The organism is Cryobacterium sp. M96 (assembly GCF_002929845.1).
In the GTDB taxonomy this organism is placed as follows: domain Bacteria; phylum Actinomycetota; class Actinomycetes; order Actinomycetales; family Microbacteriaceae; genus Cryobacterium; species Cryobacterium sandaracinum.
The window spans coordinates 168,188-190,681 of the sequence record NZ_PJJS01000053.1 but is presented as its reverse complement, the minus strand read 5'-3'; the positions used below and the strand labels follow the sequence as shown (position 1 = coordinate 190,681).

Annotated in this window: 24 protein-coding genes and 1 pseudogene; 15 read left to right on the top strand and 10 right to left on the bottom strand. The window is 65.8% G+C overall.

Going from position 1 to position 22,494, the window contains the following annotated elements; all coding sequences use genetic code 11:
- Window positions 1-222 precede the first annotated feature (222 nt).
- The 6 genes and pseudogenes from CXY79_RS13880 to CXY79_RS13855 all read left to right on the top strand — a co-directional run.
- Window positions 223-1,572: an ABC transporter substrate-binding protein gene (locus tag CXY79_RS13880; protein ID WP_104102630.1), complete on the top strand. Its 1,350-nt coding sequence runs from the start codon at window positions 223-225 to the stop codon at window positions 1,570-1,572.
- Between the two features lie 96 nt (window positions 1,573-1,668).
- A complete protein-coding gene (locus CXY79_RS13875) occupies window positions 1,669-2,622 on the top strand; it encodes a carbohydrate ABC transporter permease (RefSeq protein ID WP_233191503.1) in 954 nt (317 codons plus the stop codon).
- The gene (locus CXY79_RS13870) at window positions 2,622-3,560 is read left to right on the top strand and encodes a carbohydrate ABC transporter permease (protein WP_104102628.1); all 939 of its coding nucleotides are present in this window, start codon (window positions 2,622-2,624) and stop codon (window positions 3,558-3,560) included. Before CXY79_RS13875 ends, CXY79_RS13870 begins: the two co-directional genes overlap by 1 nt.
- Window positions 3,561-3,633: 73 nt before the next feature.
- Window positions 3,634-5,151 (top strand): alpha-N-arabinofuranosidase, encoded by a 1,518-nt coding sequence (locus CXY79_RS13865; protein WP_104102625.1) that lies wholly within the window; start codon window positions 3,634-3,636, stop codon window positions 5,149-5,151.
- A 10-nt stretch (window positions 5,152-5,161) separates the two neighbouring features.
- Window positions 5,162-6,097 (top strand): aldose 1-epimerase family protein, encoded by a 936-nt coding sequence (locus CXY79_RS13860; protein WP_233191502.1) that lies wholly within the window; start codon window positions 5,162-5,164, stop codon window positions 6,095-6,097.
- A 179-nt stretch (window positions 6,098-6,276) separates the two neighbouring features.
- Window positions 6,277-6,573 (top strand): annotated as a pseudogene (locus CXY79_RS13855) (transaldolase family protein); the annotation flags it as partial.
- A 199-nt stretch (window positions 6,574-6,772) separates the two neighbouring features.
- Here the strand turns inward: CXY79_RS13855 and CXY79_RS16080 are convergent.
- Window positions 6,773-6,925, bottom strand: a complete 153-nt coding sequence (locus tag CXY79_RS16080) for a hypothetical protein (protein ID WP_158250304.1) — start codon at window positions 6,923-6,925, stop codon at window positions 6,773-6,775.
- 13 nt (window positions 6,926-6,938) lie between these two features.
- Between CXY79_RS16080 and CXY79_RS13850 the strand changes: the two genes are divergently transcribed.
- From CXY79_RS13850 to CXY79_RS13835, 4 genes are all read left to right on the top strand, one after another.
- Window positions 6,939-7,262 carry a transposase gene (locus CXY79_RS13850; protein ID WP_104102622.1) on the top strand — a complete coding sequence of 108 codons (324 nt, stop codon included), beginning with the start codon at window positions 6,939-6,941 and terminating at the stop codon, window positions 7,260-7,262.
- Entirely contained in the window at window positions 7,262-7,681 is a 420-nt protein-coding gene (locus tag CXY79_RS13845; RefSeq protein ID WP_104102619.1) for an IS3 family transposase, read from the top strand. The genes CXY79_RS13850 and CXY79_RS13845 overlap by 1 nt, the downstream gene beginning before the upstream one ends.
- Before the next feature lie 15 nt (window positions 7,682-7,696).
- Window positions 7,697-8,047 (top strand): integrase core domain-containing protein, encoded by a 351-nt coding sequence (locus CXY79_RS13840; RefSeq protein ID WP_134343419.1) that lies wholly within the window; start codon window positions 7,697-7,699, stop codon window positions 8,045-8,047.
- Between the two features lie 68 nt (window positions 8,048-8,115).
- Complete coding sequence (locus CXY79_RS13835; RefSeq protein ID WP_104102610.1) at window positions 8,116-8,463, top strand: DUF3140 domain-containing protein; 348 nt, start codon at window positions 8,116-8,118, stop codon at window positions 8,461-8,463.
- Window positions 8,464-9,144: 681 nt separating this feature from the next.
- On the opposite strand, the gene CXY79_RS16075 is transcribed toward CXY79_RS13835, so the two are convergent.
- Entirely contained in the window at window positions 9,145-9,312 is a 168-nt protein-coding gene (locus tag CXY79_RS16075) for a hypothetical protein (RefSeq protein WP_158250303.1), read from the bottom strand.
- Between the two features lie 151 nt (window positions 9,313-9,463).
- Here CXY79_RS16075 and CXY79_RS13830 point away from each other — a divergent pair, with 151 nt between their 5' ends.
- Window positions 9,464-9,637: a CsbD family protein gene (locus CXY79_RS13830; protein WP_104102607.1), complete on the top strand. Its 174-nt coding sequence runs from the start codon at window positions 9,464-9,466 to the stop codon at window positions 9,635-9,637.
- Between the two features lie 118 nt (window positions 9,638-9,755).
- On the top strand, window positions 9,756-10,001 hold the full coding sequence (locus CXY79_RS15780; protein ID WP_134343420.1) for a hypothetical protein: 246 nt from the start codon (window positions 9,756-9,758) through the stop codon (window positions 9,999-10,001).
- Window positions 10,002-10,502: 501 nt separating this feature from the next.
- On the opposite strand, the gene CXY79_RS13815 is transcribed toward CXY79_RS15780, so the two are convergent.
- On the bottom strand, window positions 10,503-10,775 hold the full coding sequence (locus CXY79_RS13815) for a hypothetical protein (RefSeq protein WP_134419716.1): 273 nt from the start codon (window positions 10,773-10,775) through the stop codon (window positions 10,503-10,505).
- Window positions 10,776-11,308: 533 nt separating this feature from the next.
- Window positions 11,309-11,938, bottom strand: coding sequence for a Pr6Pr family membrane protein (locus CXY79_RS13810; RefSeq protein ID WP_104102598.1), 630 nt, complete (start codon window positions 11,936-11,938; stop codon window positions 11,309-11,311).
- A gap of 260 nt (window positions 11,939-12,198) precedes the next feature.
- On the opposite strand from CXY79_RS13810, the gene CXY79_RS13805 reads away from it, so the two are divergent.
- Complete coding sequence (locus CXY79_RS13805; protein ID WP_104102596.1) at window positions 12,199-12,390, top strand: hypothetical protein; 192 nt, start codon at window positions 12,199-12,201, stop codon at window positions 12,388-12,390.
- 37 nt (window positions 12,391-12,427) lie between these two features.
- On the opposite strand, the gene CXY79_RS13800 is transcribed toward CXY79_RS13805, so the two are convergent.
- From CXY79_RS13800 to hutH, 3 genes are all read right to left on the bottom strand, one after another.
- Window positions 12,428-12,730, bottom strand: coding sequence for a DUF4913 domain-containing protein (locus CXY79_RS13800; protein WP_104102593.1), 303 nt, complete (start codon window positions 12,728-12,730; stop codon window positions 12,428-12,430).
- Window positions 12,731-12,882: 152 nt separating this feature from the next.
- Window positions 12,883-14,568: a M23 family metallopeptidase gene (locus tag CXY79_RS13795; RefSeq protein WP_104102591.1), complete on the bottom strand. Its 1,686-nt coding sequence runs from the start codon at window positions 14,566-14,568 to the stop codon at window positions 12,883-12,885.
- A 165-nt stretch (window positions 14,569-14,733) separates the two neighbouring features.
- Window positions 14,734-16,284: a histidine ammonia-lyase gene (gene hutH / locus CXY79_RS13790; RefSeq protein WP_104102589.1), complete on the bottom strand. Its 1,551-nt coding sequence runs from the start codon at window positions 16,282-16,284 to the stop codon at window positions 14,734-14,736.
- Window positions 16,285-16,399: 115 nt separating this feature from the next.
- Here hutH and CXY79_RS13785 point away from each other — a divergent pair, with 115 nt between their 5' ends.
- The gene (locus CXY79_RS13785) at window positions 16,400-17,164 is read left to right on the top strand and encodes an IclR family transcriptional regulator (protein ID WP_104102587.1); all 765 of its coding nucleotides are present in this window, start codon (window positions 16,400-16,402) and stop codon (window positions 17,162-17,164) included.
- A gap of 190 nt (window positions 17,165-17,354) precedes the next feature.
- Here CXY79_RS13785 and CXY79_RS13780 read toward each other — a convergent pair whose 3' ends face one another.
- From CXY79_RS13780 to CXY79_RS13770, 3 genes are all read right to left on the bottom strand, one after another.
- Entirely contained in the window at window positions 17,355-18,422 is a 1,068-nt protein-coding gene (locus tag CXY79_RS13780) for an alpha/beta hydrolase (protein WP_104102583.1), read from the bottom strand.
- Between the two features lie 97 nt (window positions 18,423-18,519).
- On the bottom strand, window positions 18,520-19,641 hold the full coding sequence (locus tag CXY79_RS13775) for an aromatic acid exporter family protein (RefSeq protein WP_134343423.1): 1,122 nt from the start codon (window positions 19,639-19,641) through the stop codon (window positions 18,520-18,522).
- A gap of 62 nt (window positions 19,642-19,703) precedes the next feature.
- Entirely contained in the window at window positions 19,704-20,183 is a 480-nt protein-coding gene (locus CXY79_RS13770) for a GNAT family N-acetyltransferase (protein ID WP_104102733.1), read from the bottom strand.
- Window positions 20,184-20,445: 262 nt separating this feature from the next.
- Here CXY79_RS13770 and CXY79_RS13765 point away from each other — a divergent pair, with 262 nt between their 5' ends.
- Complete coding sequence (locus tag CXY79_RS13765; RefSeq protein ID WP_104102578.1) at window positions 20,446-22,443, top strand: DEAD/DEAH box helicase; 1,998 nt, start codon at window positions 20,446-20,448, stop codon at window positions 22,441-22,443.
- Window positions 22,444-22,494: the final 51 nt, after the last annotated feature.

Here is a 22,494-nt window from a genome sequence, read left to right as displayed (position 1 = left end):
ACTCGGAGAAATCTCGGCAATTCGCTTGACAGCAAGCCTCTGGACTCGCAATGATAAATTTACAACGTTTACCTACAACGTTGTAAATTTGCCAGCAACGGCCCGCGCCCCCCGCTGGTGTCTCGGATTGACCGCACCAACTCCTGCACCACTCAGCCGCCTCGCGCGCTGATCACAGTACGAACAACGGTGTTCCACCACCGTGAGAGGAAACCAAAAAACATGAAGGTCAAGTTCATGGCCGCGATCGGCGTCATCGCCGTCGCCGCCGCCGCACTCACCGGATGCTCCGCCGATGGCGCCGCATCGAAGTCGAAGCCGGAAGCCTCCTGCACGAACAAGATCGTGAATAAGGAAGCACCCCAGGTCACGGTCTGGGCCTGGTACCCCGCGTTCGAAGAGGTCGTAGACGTGTTCAACACCAGCCACGACGACGTGCAGGTCTGCTGGACGAACGCCGGCCAGGGCAACGATGAATACACCAAGTTCTCCACCTCGATCGAGTCGAAGTCCGGCGCCCCGGACGTCATCATGCTTGAGTCCGAGGTGCTCTCGAGTTTTACCATCCGCGATGCCCTCGTCGACCTCACGGAATACGGCGCCAACGACGTGAAGGACAAGTACACCGAGGGCTCCTGGAAGGACGCGTCGAGCGGCGACGCCGTCTATGCCATCCCGGTCGACGGCGGCCCGATGGGAATGCTCTACCGACAGGATCTTTTCGACCAGTACGGTATTCCCGTTCCCACCACCTGGGCCGAGTTCGCGACCGCGGCGCAGGCCCTCAAGACCGCCGGCTCCGATGGCGTGCTCGTCAACTTCCCCACCAACGGCCGGGCCTTCAACCAGGCTCTCTTCGCCCAGGCCGGATCTGTGCCGTTCACCTACGACTCGACTAGCCCGATCGACATTGGCATCGCCGTTGACGACCAGGGATCGAAGGACGTGCTGAACTACTGGAACGACCTCGTACAGAAGGGTCTTGTCACAACCGACGACGCCTTCACCGCCGACTACAACACCAGCCTGGTCGACGGCACCTACGCCGTCTACCTCGCCGCGGCGTGGGGACCCGGCTATCTGCAGGGGCTCTCCGACGCCGACACGGGGGCCGTCTGGCGCGTCGCCCCGCTGCCGCAGTGGGACACGGCCAACCCTGTGCAGGTCAACTGGGGTGGTTCGACCTTCGCCGTGACCAGCCAGGCCACGGACAAGGAGCTCGCCGCCCAGGTAGCCATCGAGATCTTCGGCACAGACGAGGCGTGGAAGATCGGCGTCGAAAAGGGCGCACTGTTCCCCTCCTACACGCCGATGCTCGACTCCGAATACTTCGTCAACCTTGAGTACCCGTTCTTCGGTGGACAGCAGATCAACAAGGAGGTCTTCCTGACTGCAGCTGCCGGCTACGGCGGCGCGACGTTCAGCCCGTTCCAGAATTACGCCTACGACCAGCTCACCGAGGAGCTTTACTCCATGGTGCAGGGCGAACAGGACGGTTCGCAGGCGCTCGACGACCTGCAGGCCACCCTCGTGAAGTACGCGGCCGAGCAGGGGTTCACGGTCGCCAAGTAAGGCGGCTCACACCGCACCCGCTGTCGGCCGGTCGCACTGGCTGGCCGACAGCATCCCTCAGCCCATCTGGGCTTCGCTTGGAAAAAGGATGAATTCATGGCACTCACGCCTGCGGCCACCAAGGCGGCCCCGCCGCTGCCGGTTCGGAAGCCGCGAAGAAACAGCATCGATCTGATGGACCGCAAGCGCCAACGCTGGGGCTGGCTGTTCGTAGCCCCGTTCGGTATCGTCTTCCTCACCTTCCTGGTGGCACCGCTCGCTTACGCGTTCTGGATGAGCCTGCACACGAGCACCCTAGCCACCGGCACGACCTTCACCTGGTTCGCGAACTACGTGAAAGCCTTCACCGACCCGATCTTCCTCGGCGGACTCGGACGGGTCGGCCAGTTCGCGCTGATTATGATCCCCGCCCAGATGATCGTCGCCCTCGTGGCTGCGCTCGTGCTCGACAACCTCTCCACCGCCCTGTCGAAGTTTTCCCGACTGATGATCTTCGTGCCCTACGCCATCCCCGTCGTGATCGGGGCGTTGATGTGGGGCTTCCTCTACAGCCCCCGTTTCGGACCGGCCACCGATATCTTCGGCCTCGTCGGCCTCGCCGCGCCCGACTTCCTGTCCCAGGGCAGCATCTTCGCGAGCCTCGTCAACATCGTCACCTGGCAGTGGGCCGGCTACTACATGATCATCATCTACGCAGCCCTCCGCGGTATCGACCCGGCGATCTACGAAGCCGCCCGGCTGGACGGCGCGAATGGCCGGCAGATCGCCCTCCGAGTCAAGGTGCCGATGATCTCCTCCTCGATGGTGATGGTGCTGATCTTCTCCCTGATCGGCACCCTCCAGTTCTTCACCGAACCGCAGGTGCTGCGCGCCGTCGCCCAGGGTGCCATTCCTGTCTCCTACACACCGAACATGTACGCGTACTCGCTTGCCTTCTCCTACAGCCAGTTCAACTACGCCGCGGCGATCTCGTTCGCGCTCGGCATCGTGGTCTTCATCGGTTCCTATCTCTTCCTCTTCCTCACCCGCAAGCAGAGCGGACTCAAATAATGGCGATTCTCACGCCCCGGAGGGATGCCGCCGTGCAGCCCAGCCAGGTCGACTCAGGCTCCCTCATACGCCGCCGTAACACCACGCGCGACGGTGGCAGACGGATTGGGTCGCACGTCCTGTTGCTCATCCTCGTGATCTACTTCATCACCCCGTTGTGGTGGCTCGCCGTGGCCGCGACCAAGGACACCGCTGGGCTCTTCAGTGGTACTGGTGGGCCGCTCTGGTTCGATCAGAACTTCAACCTGTGGAACAACATCGCGGGGCTGTTCGAACACCAGGGCGGCATCTACTGGCGCTGGTTGGGCAACTCATTCTTCTACGCGTTCACCGGCGGAATCGGCGCCACCATCCTCGCGGTGCTCGCCGGCTACGGCTTCGCGAAGTACCGGTTCCGCGGGCGCAACGCCTTCTTCTCGCTGCTGCTGGGCGCCGTGATGGTGCCCATGACGGCGCTTGTGATCCCGACCTTCGTGCTGCTGAGCAACTTCGGCCTGGTCAACACGATCTGGGCCGTCATCCTGCCCTCGCTGCTGAGTCCTTTCGGCGTCTACCTGATGAGGGTTTACACGCAGGATGCCATTCCGGATGAACTGCTCGACGCCGCCCGCGTTGACGGAGCCGGCGAACTGCGCACCTTCTTCCAGGTGGCGCTGCCGCTGCTGCGGCCCGCCATCGTCACGGTACTGCTGCTCTCGGTGGTCGGTACCTGGAATAACTTCTTCCTGCCGCTGGCCGTGCTCAGCGATCCAAACCTGTTGCCTGTGACTGTCGGACTCAACAACTGGCAGGCGCTGTCCAACGCCGGAGCCGGCGGCGAACAGGTCTGGAACCTGATCGTCACGGGGGCCTTCGTCTCGGTGCTCCCGCTCATCATCGCGTTCCTCTCCCTACAGAAGTACTGGCAGGGTGGCCTCTCGCTCGGCGCACTCAAGTAGGCGGCGGCCCGGGCCCCGGACATCCGTCATTCGCACTCTCCCACGTCTTGACCAGCACGAAGAAAGAAACACCATGTCTACCGCCAGCCTCACCCTCGACCCGCACTTCACGGTCGGAGCCATCAACCGCCGCCTGTTCGGATCGTTCGTCGAACACCTCGGCCGGTGCGTCTACGACGGCATCTATGAACCCGGGCACGCCTCGGCCGACGCGGAAGGATTCCGCGAAGACGTGATCGACCTCGTCAAGGAACTCGGCGTGTCGGCGATCCGCTACCCGGGCGGCAACTTCGTTTCCGGCTTCCGCTGGGAGGACAGCGTGGGCCCGCGGGCTGCGCGGCCGACCCGGCTCGACCTGGCCTGGCATTCCACCGAGACCAACCAGATCGGCCTGCATGAGTTCTCGTCGTGGCTGGAGAAGGTCGGCAGCGAGCTCATGCTCGCCGTCAACCTCGGTACCCGGGGTGTGGCGGAAGCGCTTGACCTGCTCGAATACGCCAACCTCGGCAACGGCACGGACCTCGCCGAACGTCGGATCGCCAACGGGAAGCGGGATGCTTTCGGCGTGAAGATGTGGTGCCTCGGTAACGAGATGGACGGCCCGTGGCAGCTCGGCCACCGCTCGGCCGACGACTACGGCAAGATCGCCTCCCGCGCCGCGAAGGGGATGCGCCAGCTCGACCCATCGGTCGAACTGGTGGTCTGCGGCTCCTCAAGCGCGCAGATGCCGACCTTCGGCGAGTGGGAACGCGTTGTGCTCGGCCACACCTATGACGACGTCGATTACATCTCTTGCCACGCCTACTACGAGGAGAAGAACGGCGACCTCGACTCCTTCCTGGCCTCCGGCGTCAACATGGACCGTTTCATCGAATCGGTCGTCGCGACCGCCGACCACGTGAAGGCCGTTCGGGGGAGCGACAAGACCATCAACATCTCCTTCGACGAGTGGAACGTCTGGTATATCGACCGGTTCGAGGGCGTCGACAAGATCACCGGAATCGACAATTGGCCGGTCGCGCCGCGCCTGCTAGAGGACTCCTACACGGTGGCGGATGCCGTGGTGTTCGGCAGCCTGCTGATCTCACTGCTCAAGCATGCCGACCGCGTGACGAGCGCGTCGCTCGCGCAGCTCGTCAACGTGATCGCTCCGATCATGACCGAGCCGAACGGGCCGGCCTGGCGGCAGACGACCTTCTTCCCGTTCGCGGTCACCTCGCGGCTCGCCACAGGGGTCGCCCTCGAGGTCAAGCTCGAGGCAGAGCACTACGACACCGAGGTATACGGCACCGTGCCGCTCGTCGACGCGGTCGCGACCCACGACGCGGCGACCGGGGGGACATCCGTGTTCCTGGTGAACCGTTCGCAGATGGAGGACGCGACGATCACGATCGATGTCGCCGCGCTCGGGCCCGTGGGCATCGTCGAGGTGCAGACCCTAAGCGACACGGATGTCTACGCCGCGAACACGCTCGAGGCCCGCGACCGCGTCGGCCTGGCCACCAACGCGTCGGCGCTGTGCGCGAACGGAGTGGTCACGCTCACTCTTCCGCCGGTCTCCTGGACGGCCCTCGAACTGCGGGCGGAGTGACCGAGTCGTCATGAGCGAAGAGGGTGTGATGGCTGCGGCGCCTTCAGGGGCCCAGTACGAAATCACCGGCCACGGCTACCGTGCCGTCGTGACGGGGACCGGAGCCACCCTGCGAGTGCTGCAGTATGACTCACGGGACCTGATCGTCAGCTTTGCGGAGGATCAGCCGATGGTGAACTTCCGCGGGGTGCTCGCCGCGCCCTGGCCCAACCGGATCGCCGACGGGCGGTACCACCTCGACGGGGTGACCCAACAGCTGCCGATCAACGAGCCCTCGCGCGAGTGCGCCCTGCACGGGCTCGTCTACGACCGTGCCTGGCGACTAGTGCACCACAGTGACAGCGAGGTGGTGCTGGGCCTCCGGCTACCCGTCGGCGACGGCTACCCGTTCCAGCTCGACCTCCTAGCCCGCTACTGGCTCTCACCGGTTGGGCTCACGACGTCAATCGAGGCCACGAACGCCGGCACCGGCACGGCTCCATACGGAGTCTGCCCGCACCCCTACCTGCGCGCAGGCGACTCGCCGCTGCACACCTGGCAGCTCAGCCTGCCAGCCGAGCGATACTTGCGGGTCACACCCGACCGGTTGTTGCCCGACGGCCTCGCCGACGTCGTCGACGGCCCGTTCGACTTCCGCCAGCCGTGCCCGATCGGCTCTGTGCAGATCGACCACGCCTTCACCGGGCTCGTGCGCGACTCCGACGGCGTTGCCACCGTCGAGCTGCGCGATACCGACGGCAGCGGCGTGGCCATGAGTTGGGGAACGGACTGCCCCTGGCTACAGATCCACACCGCGGACTTGCCGACGCCGGGGATGAACCGGCTCGGCCTGGCCGTCGAGCCGATGACCTGCGCGCCGGACGCCTTCAATTCCGGGACCGACCTCATCTGGCTGTCGCCGGGCGCGTCCCACCGGGCGAGCTGGGTCATCGCCGCCCTGGCGTAGCGGCGGTTGGCAGGGAGGATACCCAAGGACCGACGCTGAACACTGCTGCGGCACTGCGCGCCACCTTAACCGGTTTCACGTCCGGAGCACAATCTTGACGACAATCCCCGAGTCCAAGGAGTTATGACATGACAACTACCCCCGCACAGCAACTGTGCGACGCCGGCGTTTCCATCTGACTGGACGATCTCTCCCGCGGCCGCCTCCGGACCGGCAGCCTCCGGAAGCTGATTGAGCAGAAAACCGTTACCGGTGTCACCACCAACCCCAGCATCTTCCATGCCGCCATCACATCGGGTACGGAATATGACGCGGCTATCTCGCAGAAGGCAGCAACTGGCACCAGCGTCGAGGACACCGTCTTCGAGCTCAGCACGGAAGCCGTTGCCAACGCCTGCGACGTCTTCCCCACCATTTATGATTCGACGCATGGGGTCGACGGCCGGGTGTCCATAGAGGCCGAACCCGACCTCGCGAGCTGCAAATACGCGAGCCGGGGAGTCCGAACGAAAAAGCCCCGGCATGTATCGCCAAGGACAGACGAGCATGAGTACCGGGGCTAATCGTTGGAGTGGGAGGACTCCGAGCCATAACGGCACCCGCGTGTCGCCCGTTGATCATTCCGCCGCGCCTAGTGACGGTAAGTTCGTGGCTTGGTCGCGGGTTTCGCACCGGTCAGCTCCGGCGGACCCACTGTTGTTGTGATGGGTCCCAGGCCCCGTCCTCGATTTCGGCGCTCAGGGCTGGCAGCAGCATCGCGTCGACCAGGGAGAGCGCATCTTCATGGTCGAGGAAGTCGCTCTGGCCCTGACCCCGTCGAGTGGACACCTCACAAGAGAGAATGTTCACTTTGGCAAGATCACGTCGGGACTTCACCCCTGAGTACAAAGACGAGGCCGTGAAGCTGGTTTTAACCACCGGCAGGGCTGTCCCAACTGTCGCCCGCGAGCTCGGAGTCAACGAGGCCACTCTGGGCCGCTGGGTGAGCGCGTTCAAGGCTCGGAACGAGACTGGGCAGACCGAGGTGACGGGGTTTGAACGAGCCGAGTTGCTGCGGCTACGCAAGGAAAACGCGGACCTGAAGATGGACAGGGCGTTCTTGAAAAAAGCGTCCATCTTCTTCGCCCAGGAAGCATCGGATACGAGCGTCTTGCGTTCGAACTGATGCTGGCGGAGAAGACCAACTTCACCATCACCCGCATGGTCCGCCTCCTCGAGATCTCCCGCTGGGGCTACTACGCCTGGATCGGCGGAGCGCCGTCGCCGGCGTCGATTCGCCGGGTGCACATCGAGCAGAAAGTCTCCTGCTTCCACGGCGATTCCGACGAGGTCTACGGCGCCCCCGGGATCCTGGCCGATCTACGTGCGGACGGGGAGATCATCTCCCGCAAAACCGTCGCCGCGACCATGCGCCGCCTGGGATTGGCGGGCATCTGTCCGAAGAAGTGGAAGACGACCACCATCATCGACGCTCACAGCCGCCGCGTCATCGGGTGGGCCATCGCGGACCACATGCACACCGACCTCATCCAGGATGCCTCACGGTGGCCATGGTTCCGTGCGGGGACCGCCCGGCGACGGTGATCGTCCACTCGGACCGTGGCACCCAGGGCGTCGGAACAGATCACTCTCTTCGCGGCCAAGAATGGCATCACCCGGTCGATGGGATACACCGGGATCTGCTGCGACAACGCCATGGCCGAGAGCTTCTTCGCGACCCTGAAAACCGAGTTCTACTACCGCCGGGTTTGGCCCACCCGAGCCCGCGCGATCCGCGGCGACGCGGACTGGATCGAGGACCGCTACCGCCGGCACTCCTCGATCGGGCACGTCACGCCAGTGGACTTCGAAATGCAATACTCGTCACAGGCCGCAGAGATCCAACTCGCCGCTCAACCCGTGTCCACTCTCCGGGGTCAAGGCCATGTGTGGCTCGACCCTACTTCGTGAAAGTTGAGATCACACGCAAAGCCTGAACGACCCTTGTTGCCGCGCATCATCACCGCAATGATGGATTTATGGCAGATAAGCAGAACGATGTCGATGAGATCTGGGATGACTGGAAAGACGCGGTCACGATGACCGCCAGTGAGATCAAATCGTGGCTCGACACGGACGAATCCAAGGAGGTCGGACAAAAAATCGATGGCAGCGGAGAGTCCATCGGGCACAAGTCCGGTCGCAGGATCGTGACAATTCTTGGAACGAAGAAAGCCGATCTGACTGCGTCCGATGTCGAACACATGCATAAGGTGGTCAGCTACGTGAAGCGGCACAGGGCACAGGGACCGGATTCTGATATCGAGCACTCACGATGGCGATACTCGCTGATGAACTGGGGAAATGATCCACTGAAGAAGGTATGACGTAATAGAAAGGTGCGGAGTTCACCAAGCGCGCCGCTGCAGGAGCGCCTGTTTCATCATGGGGCGGGTTCGGGAGGTGCGACGATTTCGGTGAATCCGGCTCGGTGGAACATGAAAACGGGGTTCCGACAAATCTCACAAGCAGCGTTTTGGCGCACCTGTATATAGGCGTGTTCAGCGCCGACGCAGCGTGGTTCGTCCTGTGCGTCGTGGCGTTTGGGACTGCCCCGCCGACGCAACGATCGCTGAAAAGGGTCTCGCACGAGCACCACCGCACCGATCCCCCGGAAGCTGGTCAACGTCCCCGCCTGGATCTCCTCCTCCCCGCGGGGCACTACGCTGCACCTGCCCGAGCACTGGCACTGTGAGAAACCCTGGACGGCCCTGTTCGACCAGAACTTCCGCCCACGACAACCCGCCTAATCGGACCAACCAACCAACCAGCCAGCATCGGCATCAACTGGAGTGCCAGGGATCACCCCGGGCCGCGAGACCCAGACCTCACCCGCACTTGAATCTCCCCAAGCCCGCCAAACCGAAATCAGGACTCGCTCAGGGGCACACCGGTGGATTGAGGCTAGGAGTCAGCGGCCCCCACGCCCGATAGACCTCAGAGCCGCGTTCACGCCGAGGGCTGTCCGGGCGCGGGCGCGGGGTGCAGGTGCTGCGTGTTCACGGGCTTCAAGTTCGACCACGTCTGCCTTCTATCGCATTTGCGCGGCGCAGATCCAACTTGTCACGCTTGCGGAGCTCCTGATCACAACGGCGCACGACGTAGAAAACCAAGCTGACGACCATCAAAACAACAACGATCACGGCGACGATCCACAACACATCGGCGGTATCCATTCGTGTTCCGCCCTTGGTAACGCAGGCGTTGGCGGTCTAGATGGCTTTCCTGAAAATGCGCTTCGCATGCTAGCCCCCCGGGTGCACTCCCGCAGGTGTGTACATACGAGTTGATGCATATGATCATTGCGGAAACGAAAGGAATGAAAACTTGAGCGGCACTGACAAATTCAAGAATGACGGAGAAAAAGTCATCGGTATGGCTAAAGAAGCGGCGGGTGATGCCACGGACAACGGCAAACTCCAAGCCGAAGGCAGGGCCGATCAAACAAAAGCCGACCTGAAGCAGGCCGGCGAAGACATCAAAGACGCCTTTCGAGGTTGATCATCATCGCGTCCGAACGGCAGCGCCAGGACCGAGAGACTCCTCGGAGGATCGCGCGGCGCGCCGTCATGCTTATCGTTCGCCGCTACCGACAAAACTCGGAGATTAGAGGATCAGCATGAATGGCAATGGCAGCACCCAGAATGAACCGATTGAGGCCCAGCACTCTCAATCGGATGACTACAAGGTCGCGGGGATTCTCGCACAGGAGGAGGCAGACCTCGCTGGCCACAGCGAGCCCCAAGTTCTCGACGCGTTGCGTGAACGATTCGCAAATACTGGTTACACCCTGAGCGAGGCAGCTCTCCAGGACCATGCACGTCGTATTGCCGGACTGCACCCGAATGATTTCTCAAGCAAGTGACCGTGACTAAGTAGCGGCACGCGGCGGCAAATTTTTTTGGATGCCAATAGGAGCCAGCGAAACCAGGCGGCGATGCAAATGTCTCGTTAACTCAGGACGCGGCCAGTATTTGACTTGAGCGACACTCCGAAGTGCGCTTCGACGCTGCCCGTATTCCCCGGGTGAGCCCACCTTCGTTTCTCTGCCCCGTCGCAGCTATGGCCTGGAGAATCTTGGCCCGGCGTCATCTTGAACTTGAAATGGTACCCACCGGACCTGCCTCTCGCTCGCGCCACTGCGAGCCCGGTAACGGTGTGCTCCGAAATGAGTGGTCGCTCTGATTCGGCCAGGCCGCGAAGATCCCGAATACGATCTTTCCGGGGTGACGTCCGTCTGATCTGACCGGTGTGTACCCGGCGCCTACGACTCGGTCAATGGCAGTGACGGGGACGAAATTATCGAACTTACATGCGACGTTGTCCTCATCACTGATGTGCTGATGAGCCATCCGGGGACCGGGACTCATCCGAGCAGAGTGGTATCCGTTTCTCGGGCCAGGCACTCGGTCTGAGCGTGAAACTCGGCGTGGTGTTCCGCTGTCCTAATAATGATGGACCAAGGCGACCCGTCCAGTCCCGACAACTTCGTCGCATTTTGCCAGACGTACAGCCACAGGCCGAGCATGGCCTCGTCGACCGCGGCCGGGGTCTTTAGATGGTGGTTGCAGATCGCAAACGTCGTGACGCTCAAGTGGTCGTAGATCAGGCCGAACGCGGCCTGATTACCGGAAGCCATGCTGAGCATCAGCGTCTGCTGATCAGATGCCTCAGACTTCGGCGTCACTGCACTGGTCCGCTTCGATAGCTCGCGTCCGTTGACATTGTGCTGCACATAGGATCTCCACTGCTGAAATGCCGAGGCTCGTGACACGTGGTGAAACTTGATTATGACCAAGTGATCTACGTGCGATACAGGTTGAGGTCATCGCGACACTAGCACTCGCTGCCGGTCTGGGGCTGTCTCCTGAACGGTTGAGTCGTGATTCGAGAAGATATCAGTGCCGGACACCGACGCCTCACCGGAATTTACAACGCCGGTGGAAGCGAACACGGACTTTCCACATTTCTGCTGACTACCGCAGAAGTCGCAGGCCATATTGGCCAACTCCTCTCGGCCGACGACGACTGGCCGATCAGTGGCCTCACCCAGCCTCACCCAAGAGGAAGTGGTCCTCCTCCTCGGCGAAATCAGCGGTTGGGGAGCCTACGATGCACGGCTATTGGTCATGCCACCGGACGCCTCGGTTCCGAACACCGTAAGGGGTTCGGCTACCGTATCTCTGCCAGCGCGGGGCTGCGAAGGGGGTTCAACCGACTTACGGTCCAGATGACGGCGGCGAAAATGACGGTGGCAACAGCGATAGCAAGGGCATAGAGCGCGACGATGCCGTATCCCTGTGCCGGGTTCAAGAAGGGGTAAGGCACCCATCCGTCGGTTGCCCCGCGGAGGAGCACGACCATGATCCACACGATGGGGTAGATGAGGGCAATCCATAGTTCGTTCCATCGGAGTGGGCTGCGGTCGTTGAAGATCAGCCAATCGAGGGCTGCGTAGAGGGGCAGGACGACGTGCAGCACGGTGTTGGCCCAGGCCAGAGAGACGCCTCCTTCGAGCCCGGCGAGCAGCAAGTTGTAAACGAATCCGGTGATAACTATGTAGGTTGTGGCACACCCGCGCGCTAATACCAAACGTAGGGATTGGTGTCTCCCGGAGAAGGAAACGAAGGCGGAGACTGCCAGCACAATGACCACAATGATGTTGCTCTGCATCGTGAAAAACCCAAAAAAGTTGAAGGGGTTGATCGTGGCGTGGGTGGCTGTGTCGAAGAATGTCGACACGATCGCCGCTATGCCGAGGAGCACGATGGTCAGGCGAAGTGAAGGAGCAAGGAGTTTCATATTTCGTCTCTGATCGGTGGTGCGGGTGCTGTGCACCTCTGTGTCAAGAATCCTAAGGGCTGCGACTTACACGGCAGATGCCAGTGCTGGGGAACTGATGCCCCTGAATTTGATTTCACGGCCCGGGGTGCATGCGCGAAGGATCGATGGGGCCATTAGCTCCCAGGCCTTTCGGTCGCTGGCGCACGAGCCACGACCGCGGTTCCCTGCGGGACCTGGACGGGTCGGCCAGGCATTCGCCCGGCTCGCGCGGCGTGACTATGTCAGTCGCGAAGCAGCGCATCGCAGCGAACGCATCCGAGAGCGCGCTGCTCCTTTTCCTGCCCAAGGGCGCAGTGGTGTTGACCATGACGCGGACAGCGTTTGAGAACTCCGGCCGTGCAGGCGAGTTCGGGCAGCACTGCTACGCGCCCGACTTCTATAGCTTCGAAAACACCCTCGTCGACAAATGATCGGGCACCTGGCCCGGAATCTCAGGGGTGCAACAACCTAAGTATCGAGACTGTCGCTGCGGTGCGTCCCGCTAGAATTCCACGCCTTAGGCGGCATCAACGCGGGCACGATCCTGGCGGTTGTGCCCTTGCGGCGGTAGAGGTGTCCTTGCTCAGGGTCGCCGTCCATGACGCTGGCGTCGGCTTGAATGATGGCGTGCCAGAGGGCCTTGAACCGGGCGACTTCTCCCGGGTGGAGCCACCAATGGGCGCACCACGGTATGGGTTTAGTTCCGACGACCTCGACAGTGGCGAGGTGGCTGGTGAGCCAGTCGAGGAACATTTGGCGGACGTCGACCATGGCCTCGTCAATGCTCGGTCGAGTCGCAGTCGTCGTGCTCCGCCATGTGCTGCCAAGTTGATCATGTAGTGGTTTGGGTCGGCGTTTATCTGCACGGCACGCGCGGCCGCGTCGGGCGTAAACGACCCCAGTTTGGCGCGCTCACGAGGCACTCAGCCGAACTGCACGCCGCGCTGCACCAGGAACGGCTGCGGGTCGACGGCGGTGCCGTCCGTTCGCACCTCGAAGTGCAGGTGGCAGCCGGTGGAGGCCCCGGTGCTGCCGACGCTCGCGATGACCTGCCCGGCGATGACCGTCTCGCCGACGCTCACGAGGGTCTGGCCTTCGGCAAGATGCGCGTAGCCGGTGGCGATACCGTTGCTGTGGTTGATCAGGATCCAGTTGCCGTAGGTGCCCAGAGGTGCTGCCGTGGCCACGACCCCCGCGCTCGCCGCATAGACGGCCGCCCCGCACGCCGTGCCGATGTCGGTGCCGCCGTGGAAGTCGTTCACCTCAGGCAGCGGTTTATCGTGCCGGGGACCGAAGGCATCCGTCAGGGAGCCGACCGCCGGCGCGGCCCAGCCCGCACTGCTCGGCTGGCCTCGGAGCCGGCCGCCGAAGTCGTCGGTGCCGGCCGCGGGAACCAGGTTGGGCAGCGGTGTCAGAACCAGGGCGACCGGCGTGCTCGCCGCGAGATCGGCCACCTTAGCGGAGGCCGCATCGAGCTCCTGCTGGGCGCCCTCCATAGCGAGGCGGGTGTCGGCGAGCGGGATGGCCTCGATCGCTGCCCGAAGTGCGGCGTCCTGGTCCTGCAGCGCATTCTCACGTTTCGTGTCGGCGTCGACCTGGGCCTGCACCTCTTCGAGGCTGTTCGTGAGCCGGTCCAGGCTTTCGAGCGTGGCGAGCCGGGTGAGCAAATCATTACCGTCGCTGCTGCCCGCGAGCAGCACGTCCACGGCCTCGGGCCCCGATCGCTGCAGGGTGGCGCGAACGAGCGTCGCCAGCGCCCGCCGGGATGCCTCGGCCCTGGCGGCGGCGTCGGCGCCGTGGTCGCGCACCAGATCGGCCTGAACGACAGTGGCGTCATAGTCGGCCTTTGCCCCGGCGTAGGCCAGTTTCGCTGCGTCGTAGGCGGCCTGAGTGGCGGCGGCGGCCGTTCGGGCGTCTGCTGCTGCTGCCCGGGCGGCGGATGCCTGGGCCTCGGCCGTGCGGGCGGCCGCGGCCGCTTGCTGGGCTGAGAAGGCGGCGGCCTGCGCTACTTCTACTGCTGCTGCAGCTCGATCGGCTGAGGCGGATCCGGCATCCGCGGTCAGCTCTGCCGGTGCCGGTACCTGTGCAGTCGGCTCGGCGGACGGTTCAGGCTTCGTGGGTGCGGACGGCTCTTCGCCGGACGCTGGGGGAGTGGTGGGTGTTGGTGTCGGGGTCGGCTCACCCGTCGGCTCCGTGGTGGGGGCTGGAGCCGGTGCCGGTTCGAGCGTGGGGGTAGGGGTGATTGTTGGTTTGGGCTTGGGCTCGGGCTCGGGCTCGGGCTCGGGCTCGGGGACGGGTGTCGGGGTGAGCGTCGGCACCGAGGAAGAAGTCGGCGCATTGATGGGGCAGGGCGCGGCGACCGAGTCGACCGGATCCGCGGCCGGCGGGGCATTCGTCGAGAGGAGCGTGGGACATGTCTCAGGGACAGCGGGCACCGCGGCAGCCGGATCCTCCGTTGCAGCAATAGGGGCGTCGTCGGCGAGGGACCGTGTGGGTGTCCCGAAAATCGCGAGGGCGACGATGACGGCGGCGGCGAGCGGCGTCGCCAGGTACCGCGGCGGGACCGGGGGCAGGGAAAGGCGGAGACGAAATCGGGGGGAGAGGTTCATGAGTCTCCGCAGTTCACTGTTTCAGGGCATCGATTCAGGGTATCGACGGGCAATCCCGGGGCGGTTGCAACGGGTTAGCGGGTCACATCATGACATGGGCCCGAGGGGCCGACAAGCGATTGACGCAGCCCGGATGCCGTGCTGCCCTGCGACGCCTGCGGGGCCTCAGGCCAGCGGCCCGACCACGCCCGCCGCGGCATCCCGCACCGCGCCCGACGCCACGAGGCCCACGATCGCCTCGATCTCGGGGGAGAGAAACCGGTCGTGGCCGGGGCCGTCGGCCACCGTGCGTACGAGGGCCCGCACCGCGCCGGTGGCCGCGCCGGGAGTGAGCGGCGCGCGCAGGTCGAGCGACCGCGACGCCGTCATCACCTCGATCGCGAGCACCCGGCCGAGGCCGTCGATCGAGTGCCGCAGCTTGCGGGCGGCCGCCCAGCCCATCGACACATGGTCCTCCTGCATGGCCGACGACGGGATCGAGTCGACGGATGCCGGCACCGCCAGCCGCTTCAAAACCGACACGATCCCGGCGGCGGTGTACTGGGCGATCATCAGCCCCGAGTCGACGCCGACCTCGTGCGCCAGGAACGGCGGCAGTCCCTTGTTGCGGTTCGCGTCGAGGTGGCGGTCGGTGCGCCGCTCACTCATGCTCGCGACGTCCGCGGCGGCGATCGCGAGGAAGTCGAGCACGTAGCCCACCGGGGCGCCGTGGAAGTTGCCGTTGGACTGCACCCGGCCGTCAAGGGTGACCACGGGATTGTCAACCGCGCTGGCCAACTCGCGGCCGGCGATCAGGGCGGCGTGGTCCATCGTGTCCCGGGCGGCGCCGTGCACCTGCGGGGCGCAGCGGATGGAGTAGGCGTCCTGCACGGTGGGGTCGTCGGGACCGGAGTGGCTGGCGAGCAGCGGGGAACCGGCCAGCAGCGCGCGCAGATTGGCCGCGCTCGTGGCCTGGCCGAGCTGGGGGCGGAGGGCCTGCAGGTCGGCGGCGAAGGCGGCATCCGTGCCGAGGAGGGCCTCGACACTCATGGCCGCAGCGATGTCGGCGGTCGTGAGCAGGCGGGACAGGTCGGCGAGGGCGAGCACGAGCATCCCGAGCATGCCGTCGGTGCCGTTGATCAGGGCGAGCCCCTCCTTCTCGGCCAGCACGACCGGGGTGATGCCGGCCGCGGCCAGGGCCAGACCGCCGTCCATCAGGGTGCCGGACGCATCCCGCACCAGCCCCTCGCCCATCACCGCGAGCGCGCAGTGCGCGAGCGGTGCGAGGTCGCCCGAGCAGCCGAGCGAGCCGTATTCGTGTACGACGGGGGTGATCCCGGCGTTGAGCAGGGCCGCGTAGGTCTCGGCGACCACGGGCCGCACGCCGGTGCGCCCGGTCATCAGAGTCGACAGGCGTAGCAGCATCAGCGCGCGCACGACCTCGCGCTCGACTTCGGGACCGCTGCCCGCGGCGTGCGAGCGCACCAGGCTCGCCTGCAGCTGGGCGCGGCGGTCGCTCTCGATGAACGTCGTCGCAAGAGCCCCGAAGCCGGTAGAAATCCCGTAGTGCGGGTGCACGTCCTGCGCGAGTCCCTCGATGATGCGGCGGGTCGAGGCGACGCCCTCACGCGCCGCCGCGGGCAGCAGGACGGGCGCATCGTGGCGGGCCACCGCGGTGACGTCGGCGAACGAGATCGGGCCGGTACCCACGGTGACGGATGCGCTAGCGAGGTTCATACTCCGATTCGACACCAGCCGGACCGCCTGCACGACGGGATTAGAGTGGATGCTGTCCGGGATACCGGACATTCAGCGGTGCCGTTCACGCACACCGTTCACGGGAGGCAGGCGCATGACCCCGTCGAAGGTTCCGGCGGCGCAAAGCACGCTGCGCATCCTCTCCCATCTGGCCACGCAGCGTGGCCCGGTGCCGGCGTCCCAGATCGCCACGGCCCTCGGCCTGCCCCGCTCGAGCGTTTACGACCTGCTCGCGGTGCTCGCCGATCAGGGCTTCGTGGTGCACCTGCCCGAGGAACAGCGATACGGCCTCGGCCTGGCCGCCTTCGAGCTGAGCTCGGGCTTCTCCCGGCAGCAGCCCCTCTCACACCTTGGCCGTCCGCTCGTCGCTGCGCTGGTCGACCGGCTCGGTGAGAGCGCCCACCTCGTCGTGCTGCACGGGCGCGACGTGATCTACCTCGTCGAGGAGCGCGCCCCCCGTCGCCCGTCGCTGGTGACGGATGTCGGCGTGCGCCTCCCGAGCCACCTCACCGCGAGCGGGCGTGCGCTCCTCGCCGCGCTGCCGGCAGCCCAGCTGCGGGCGCTGTACCCCAACGCCGCCGCCTTCGCCACGCGCCACGGCCGGGGACCACGCACCACGGCGGAGCTGCGCACCCTGCTTGAACAGGTGCGCCGAGACGGGTATGCCCTGGAGGACGGGGAGATCACGGAGGGGATGGCATCCGTCGCCGTCGCCGTGCGCGACCACGCGGGCTGGCCCGCCGCGGGCATCGCCGTCACCTTCCCACGCGAGCGCATCGCCGAGGTGGACTGGCCGGCGCTCGCCGCGCAGCTCGGCGGCACCGCCGCGCAGCTCTCCCGGCGCATCCGCGGCACGTAGTCCTGCGGCACATGTGTTGCCTGCCCTCGGCTCCCCGCCTCCGCGCTGCCTGCCGTGGCTCGCGGCCTCCACAACGCTCGCGGCGCACCCTGTGGAGGCGGGCGCACGTTAGAACATGTGCCCGCTTCCCTACCCTGCGCCGCGAGGACGCGCCGCATCGCCGGCCCGCCGCCGCCAGACGGCCTCGCGGCTACTCACCGAGCGTCGTGTGCAGGAAGGCAGCCACCTTCTCGCGCATGGTTGCGTCGAGGATGCCGATCGAGTGCAGCGTTCCCGGCACCGTCACGAGCTCGTGGGCGACGCCCGAGCGTTCGAGTGCCGCCGCATACCCGGTGGCCTGCGACAGCGGAATGTACTCGTCGGTCGACGAGCCGAGGAATACGGGCGGATCGCTGCGGTCAAGGGTGCTCGCCGGCGACGCGGCTGTGGCATTGGCGCAGTCGCGCAGGGTTTCGCAGCCGACGTAGTCGCGCACAATGTTCTGCAGCCCCGCGGGGGCCCGGCCCGTGACGAGCGCCTTGTGGCTGAGGTCGAGCGGCGCGGAGAGTTCGGCGACCGCGGCGACCCGGGCCCCCGTGGTCAGCGACCCGGAACCGCGGGTGCCGAGCAGTGCGGCGAGGTTGCCGCCGGCCGAGCCGCCGAACACGCCGATCCGGTCCGGGTCGATGCCGTGGGTCTGCGCATTGACGGGGTCGCGGACCCACTCCACGGCCAGGGCGACGTCGTCGAGCGCGGCGGGGAACACGGCATCCGGTACCATCCGGTAGTTCACCGAGTAGGCGACGAATCCCTCGGAGGCGAGCCAGGCGCAGACTGCGCGCCAGTCGCTGTTGCCCTTGTCGCCTCGAGCCCAACTGCCGCCGTGGATGGAGATGACGGCCGGACGCAGCGCGGCCGCCGCGTCCTCCGAGGACAGCACGACCGGCGGCGCCGCCTCGAGGGTCGTTTCCGCAGCGGGGGTGATCGCCGGCGAGCACACGTCGAGAGTGAGCACGGCACCGTCCGCCTGGGTGCCGTACTCAACATTTTCGTCGACCGTGATGCCACCTGGCCGCTCGAATGTTCGGATGCCGACGATCTGGGTCGTGACGAGCTCGCTGCGCTGGTCGCCGGGTTCGTCGGGCGTCACGGAATACAGCTGGGGGCGGAAGCCGCCGAGGAGGGCCGTCGCAGCCACGGCGATGCTCACCGCGCCGGCAATCGTCAGAAAACGGATGCGATGCGAGCCGAATCGGGGATGGCGTGGGCCGGTGTTCACGTGTGCTCCGAGCTGCGGGGTAGTGCAACGAGACTAATTCGTTTCTCGCGCCGCACCGAATCCCGTCCGGGAACGGGGCGGGGCGTCCTCGCCTGGATTAGCGCGTCGGCGTCGGGTCCGGGGCGGCGTTTGCCTCGTCGGCCTGGTCGCCCTCGTCGGCCTCCGGCAGGATATGCGGCCGAAGGGCGGTGAGAATGCGGGTGACGTCCATCGCGACCGTCGCCGCGACCCCCAGCGACATCACCGGGGCAGAGTTTCGCCGCTCGTCCAGCTCGGTCATCAGGTCCGTCAGAGCGGCACCCGCCTCGGCGAATGCCGCCTGCTCGTCATCATCCGTGTCCCAGTCCCGCAGCACGGCGGCCGCGGCGTGTAAGGTCCGGCCGAGCGCCGGCCGCAACTCGGGGTGCAACTCGAGCTGGACCGGCTGCCCCCAGACCGCCGCGGCCAGCACCTCCGTCAAGTCGCGCACGTGGAAGGTCACGTCCTCAAGGGCCGACAGCTCGTCGTAGTCCGAGCGAAGATCCCGCTGATGCACGCGGGCGCGCGGGTTGCCCTTGCGACTGTCATCGGCGTGACTGACCGCCACGCGCACCGCGCGGCCGACCGCCACGAGTTCCTGACTGCGGAAGGCCCAACCGTCCCGTTCAGGCGGCCAGCTGTCGGCCAGGGCGTCGGCCACCTCCGAGAGCTGATCGGCCAGCGTGCGGCGAAAGCGGATCAGCTGCTGGCCGACGGCTTCGAAGGCCAACGGCGGAAAGAAGAGGAGGTTCACGGCGAGGCCGATCGCGATTCCCAGCGTCATCTGCACCAGATACCCGATGGAATAACCGTCGGCATTCGGCCCGCCGACGATCAGCACGAACAGCGCCGTCACCGGAATGTACTCCCGGCTGGCGCCGAACCAGCCGGTGGCCGAGATCGCGGCGCCGACGCCGACCGCGAGCGAGATTGTGAGAACGTTCGGCTCGCTCAAAACGATGACCGCCCCCGCGAGCAGGATTCCGACGGTGAGGCCGCCCAGGGTCTGCAGGGCGTTCCGCACCGAACTCATCAGCGTCGGGTACATGCTCACTAGCGCGCCCAGCGGGGCGTAGTAGGGGTAGTCATCCGCCACACCAGGCAGCAACGGCGCGATCGACCAGGCGATGGCGACGGCGATGGCGGCCTTGACCGCCTGCACGATTCTCGGGCTGGTCGCGGCCACTCCCAGCCAGGACACCGTCCTCCGTGCGCGATGCACACTCACCTGCGCCAAAGTGCCGGCGGCTGCCCGATCCCGGGTCATGGCCGGGTTCCCGGGATCGTCTTGGCAAAGCAGACGCTGAAGGCTTCGCCCACGTACTGACCGAATAGGGGAACCTCCCGGTAGCCGACGCTCCGATAGAAGGAGAGCGCGGCATAGCTCTCCGGTCCGGTCTCCAGCACGATTTCTCGGATGCCGCGGGCCGCGGCATCCGTCTCGATCCCCGCCAGCAGGCGGGCGGCCACGCCGCGGCCCCGGGCGTCGGGGTGCACGAACATGCGCTTCAGCTCCGCCGCGCTGGTCGTGCCGGCCCCACCAACCAGCGCGGCGATCCCCACGGCGCGGGCCGTCGCATCCCGCACGACGTACACGGCGACACCCGGCTGCTCGAGCTCGTCGACGTCGAGCAGAAAGTTGCTCTCCGGTGGGTACAGCGAGTGGGCGTAATCGCCGCTCAGTCGCAGCAACGCGGCGATCTCCGGCTGCCGCGGGGACTCAATGTTGATGGTCGTCAGCATGTGAACAGAGTAAGCGGTGAAGGTGATCCGTGACATTGCGGCATCGATCAGGTAACGTAGACAGGTCGGCTCTTGACACCGTGCGTTTTTTTGTGTGCGCGGATGGGTTTGTAAGTCAGGATGGGCCGGTTTCCCAGTAATCCGCTGGTGAAAAATCACTGTATGTGAACGGCCCCGGCCATAGACTGCCCGGGTTCTCAGGTTGCGTCGCGTGTGCGGCGTTGTTCTGCCATGTACCCAATACAACCCAGGAACATTTTTCATGCCTAAGAACTTCGATCCCAAGTACTCCGCCAAGGGTGGACCGTCCAAGGGCGGCAGCAAGAGCCCCGGACACCGCGGCCACAACGCCGCCGAGGGTGCGCCCAAGAAAGCCCGGTGGAACGCCGGCGAGCGGGCCGACCGTGCCGCCGGCCGCCCCGCAGGCAATGACCGTCCGGCCTCCGGCAACGGCCGCCCCGCCGGCAACGACCGCCCGACCTACGGCCAGCGCTCCGAGCGCCCCGCCTACGGCGACCGCCCGAACCGCAGCGACCGTCCCTCTTCTGGTGGTGCCCCGCGCGGAGACCGTCCCTCGTACAACAGCGACCGTCCCCGCAGCGACCGTCCCGCGTACAACACTGACCGACCCTCCTACGGCGACCGTGCCCCGCGCACGGATCGTCCGGCGTACAACAACGACCGTCCGCGCACGGACCGTCCGTCCTACGGCAACGACCGACCCTCCTACGGCGACCGTGCCCCGCGCACGGATCGTCCGGCGTACAACAACGACCGTCCGCGCACGGACCGTCCGTCCTACGGCAACGACCGACCCTCCTACGGCGACCGAGCCCCGCGCACGGATCGTCCGGCGTACAACAACAACGACCGTTCGTCCTACGGCGACCGTCCGGCCCGCACCGAGCGTGGCGGCTACGACCGTTCCGAGCGTTCGAACTCCGACCGTCCGGCGCGTCCGGCCCGCTCGGCGTCCGATGGCGGCCACTCCAGCAACTTCTACCCCGACCGCGACACCAAGGCGCACTTCGCCGCTGGTGACGACGTCGTGCTTGAGCGCCTCGAAGCCATCGCGACGACGGCTGCCGAAGTCGTCGGCGTGACCTTCGGCGACTTGGGCCTCGGTGAGAACATCGTGCGCGAGCTCGCCACCCTCGGTGCCGCAGCGCCGTTCCCGATCCAGGCCGCGACCATCCCGGACGTACTCGCCGGGCGCGACGTGCTCGGCCGTGGCAAGACCGGTTCCGGCAAGACCATCGCCTTCGGCGCTCCCCTCGTGGAGAAGCTGCTGGAGAACAACGGCGCCAAGGACCGCAAGATGGCCCGCAAGCCCCGCGCGCTCATTCTGGCCCCGACCCGTGAGCTGGCCCTGCAGATCGACCGCACCATCCAGCCCATAGCCCGCAGCGTCGGCCTCTTCACCACCCAGATCTACGGCGGCGTTCCGCAGTACCGCCAGGTCAGCGCCCTCCAGCGCGGCGTGGACATCATCATCGGCACCGCCGGTCGCATCGAAGACCTCATCGAGCAGGGTCGCCTCGACCTCAGCGAGGTCGTCGTCACCGTCCTTGACGAGGCCGACTACATGTGCGACCTGGGCTTTCTCGAGCCGGTTCAGCGCATCCTGCGTCAGACCAAGAAGGGCGGCCAGAAGCTGCTCTTCTCGGCCACCCTCGACAAGGGCGTCGCCTCGCTGGTCAAGGAATTCCTGGTCAACCCGGCCGTGCACGAGGTTGCCGGCGAAGATCAGGCCTCCTCCACCATCGACCACCGTGTGCTCGTCATCGAGCACCGCGACAAGAGCGCCATCATCGGCCAGCTCGTCGACCGCCAGGGCAAGACGCTGATCTTCTCGCGCACCCGTGCCTACGCCGAACAGCTCGCCGAGCAGCTCGAAGACGCCGGCGTGAAGGCCACGAGCCTGCACGGCGACCTGAACCAGGCTCGCCGCACCCGCAACCTGCAGATGCTGACCAGCGGTCGCGTCAACGTGCTGGTGGCAACGGATGTCGCGGCTCGCGGCATCCACGTGGACGACATCGACCTGGTCATCCAGGCCGACGCTCCCGACGAGTACAAGACCTACCTGCACCGCTCCGGTCGTACCGGGCGCGCCGGCAAGTCCGGTACCGTCGTCACGCTCATCCCGAAGCAGCGTCGCCGCCGCATGGATGAGCTGCTGGGCCGCGCCGAGATCGAGGCCTCCTTCACGAACGCGGCCCCCGGCGACACGTCGGTGCGCGACCTCGCCGGAATGTAGTCGGCAGCAACTCCAGCACCTCCTGAAATAACGCGAGAAGGGGCATCCGCC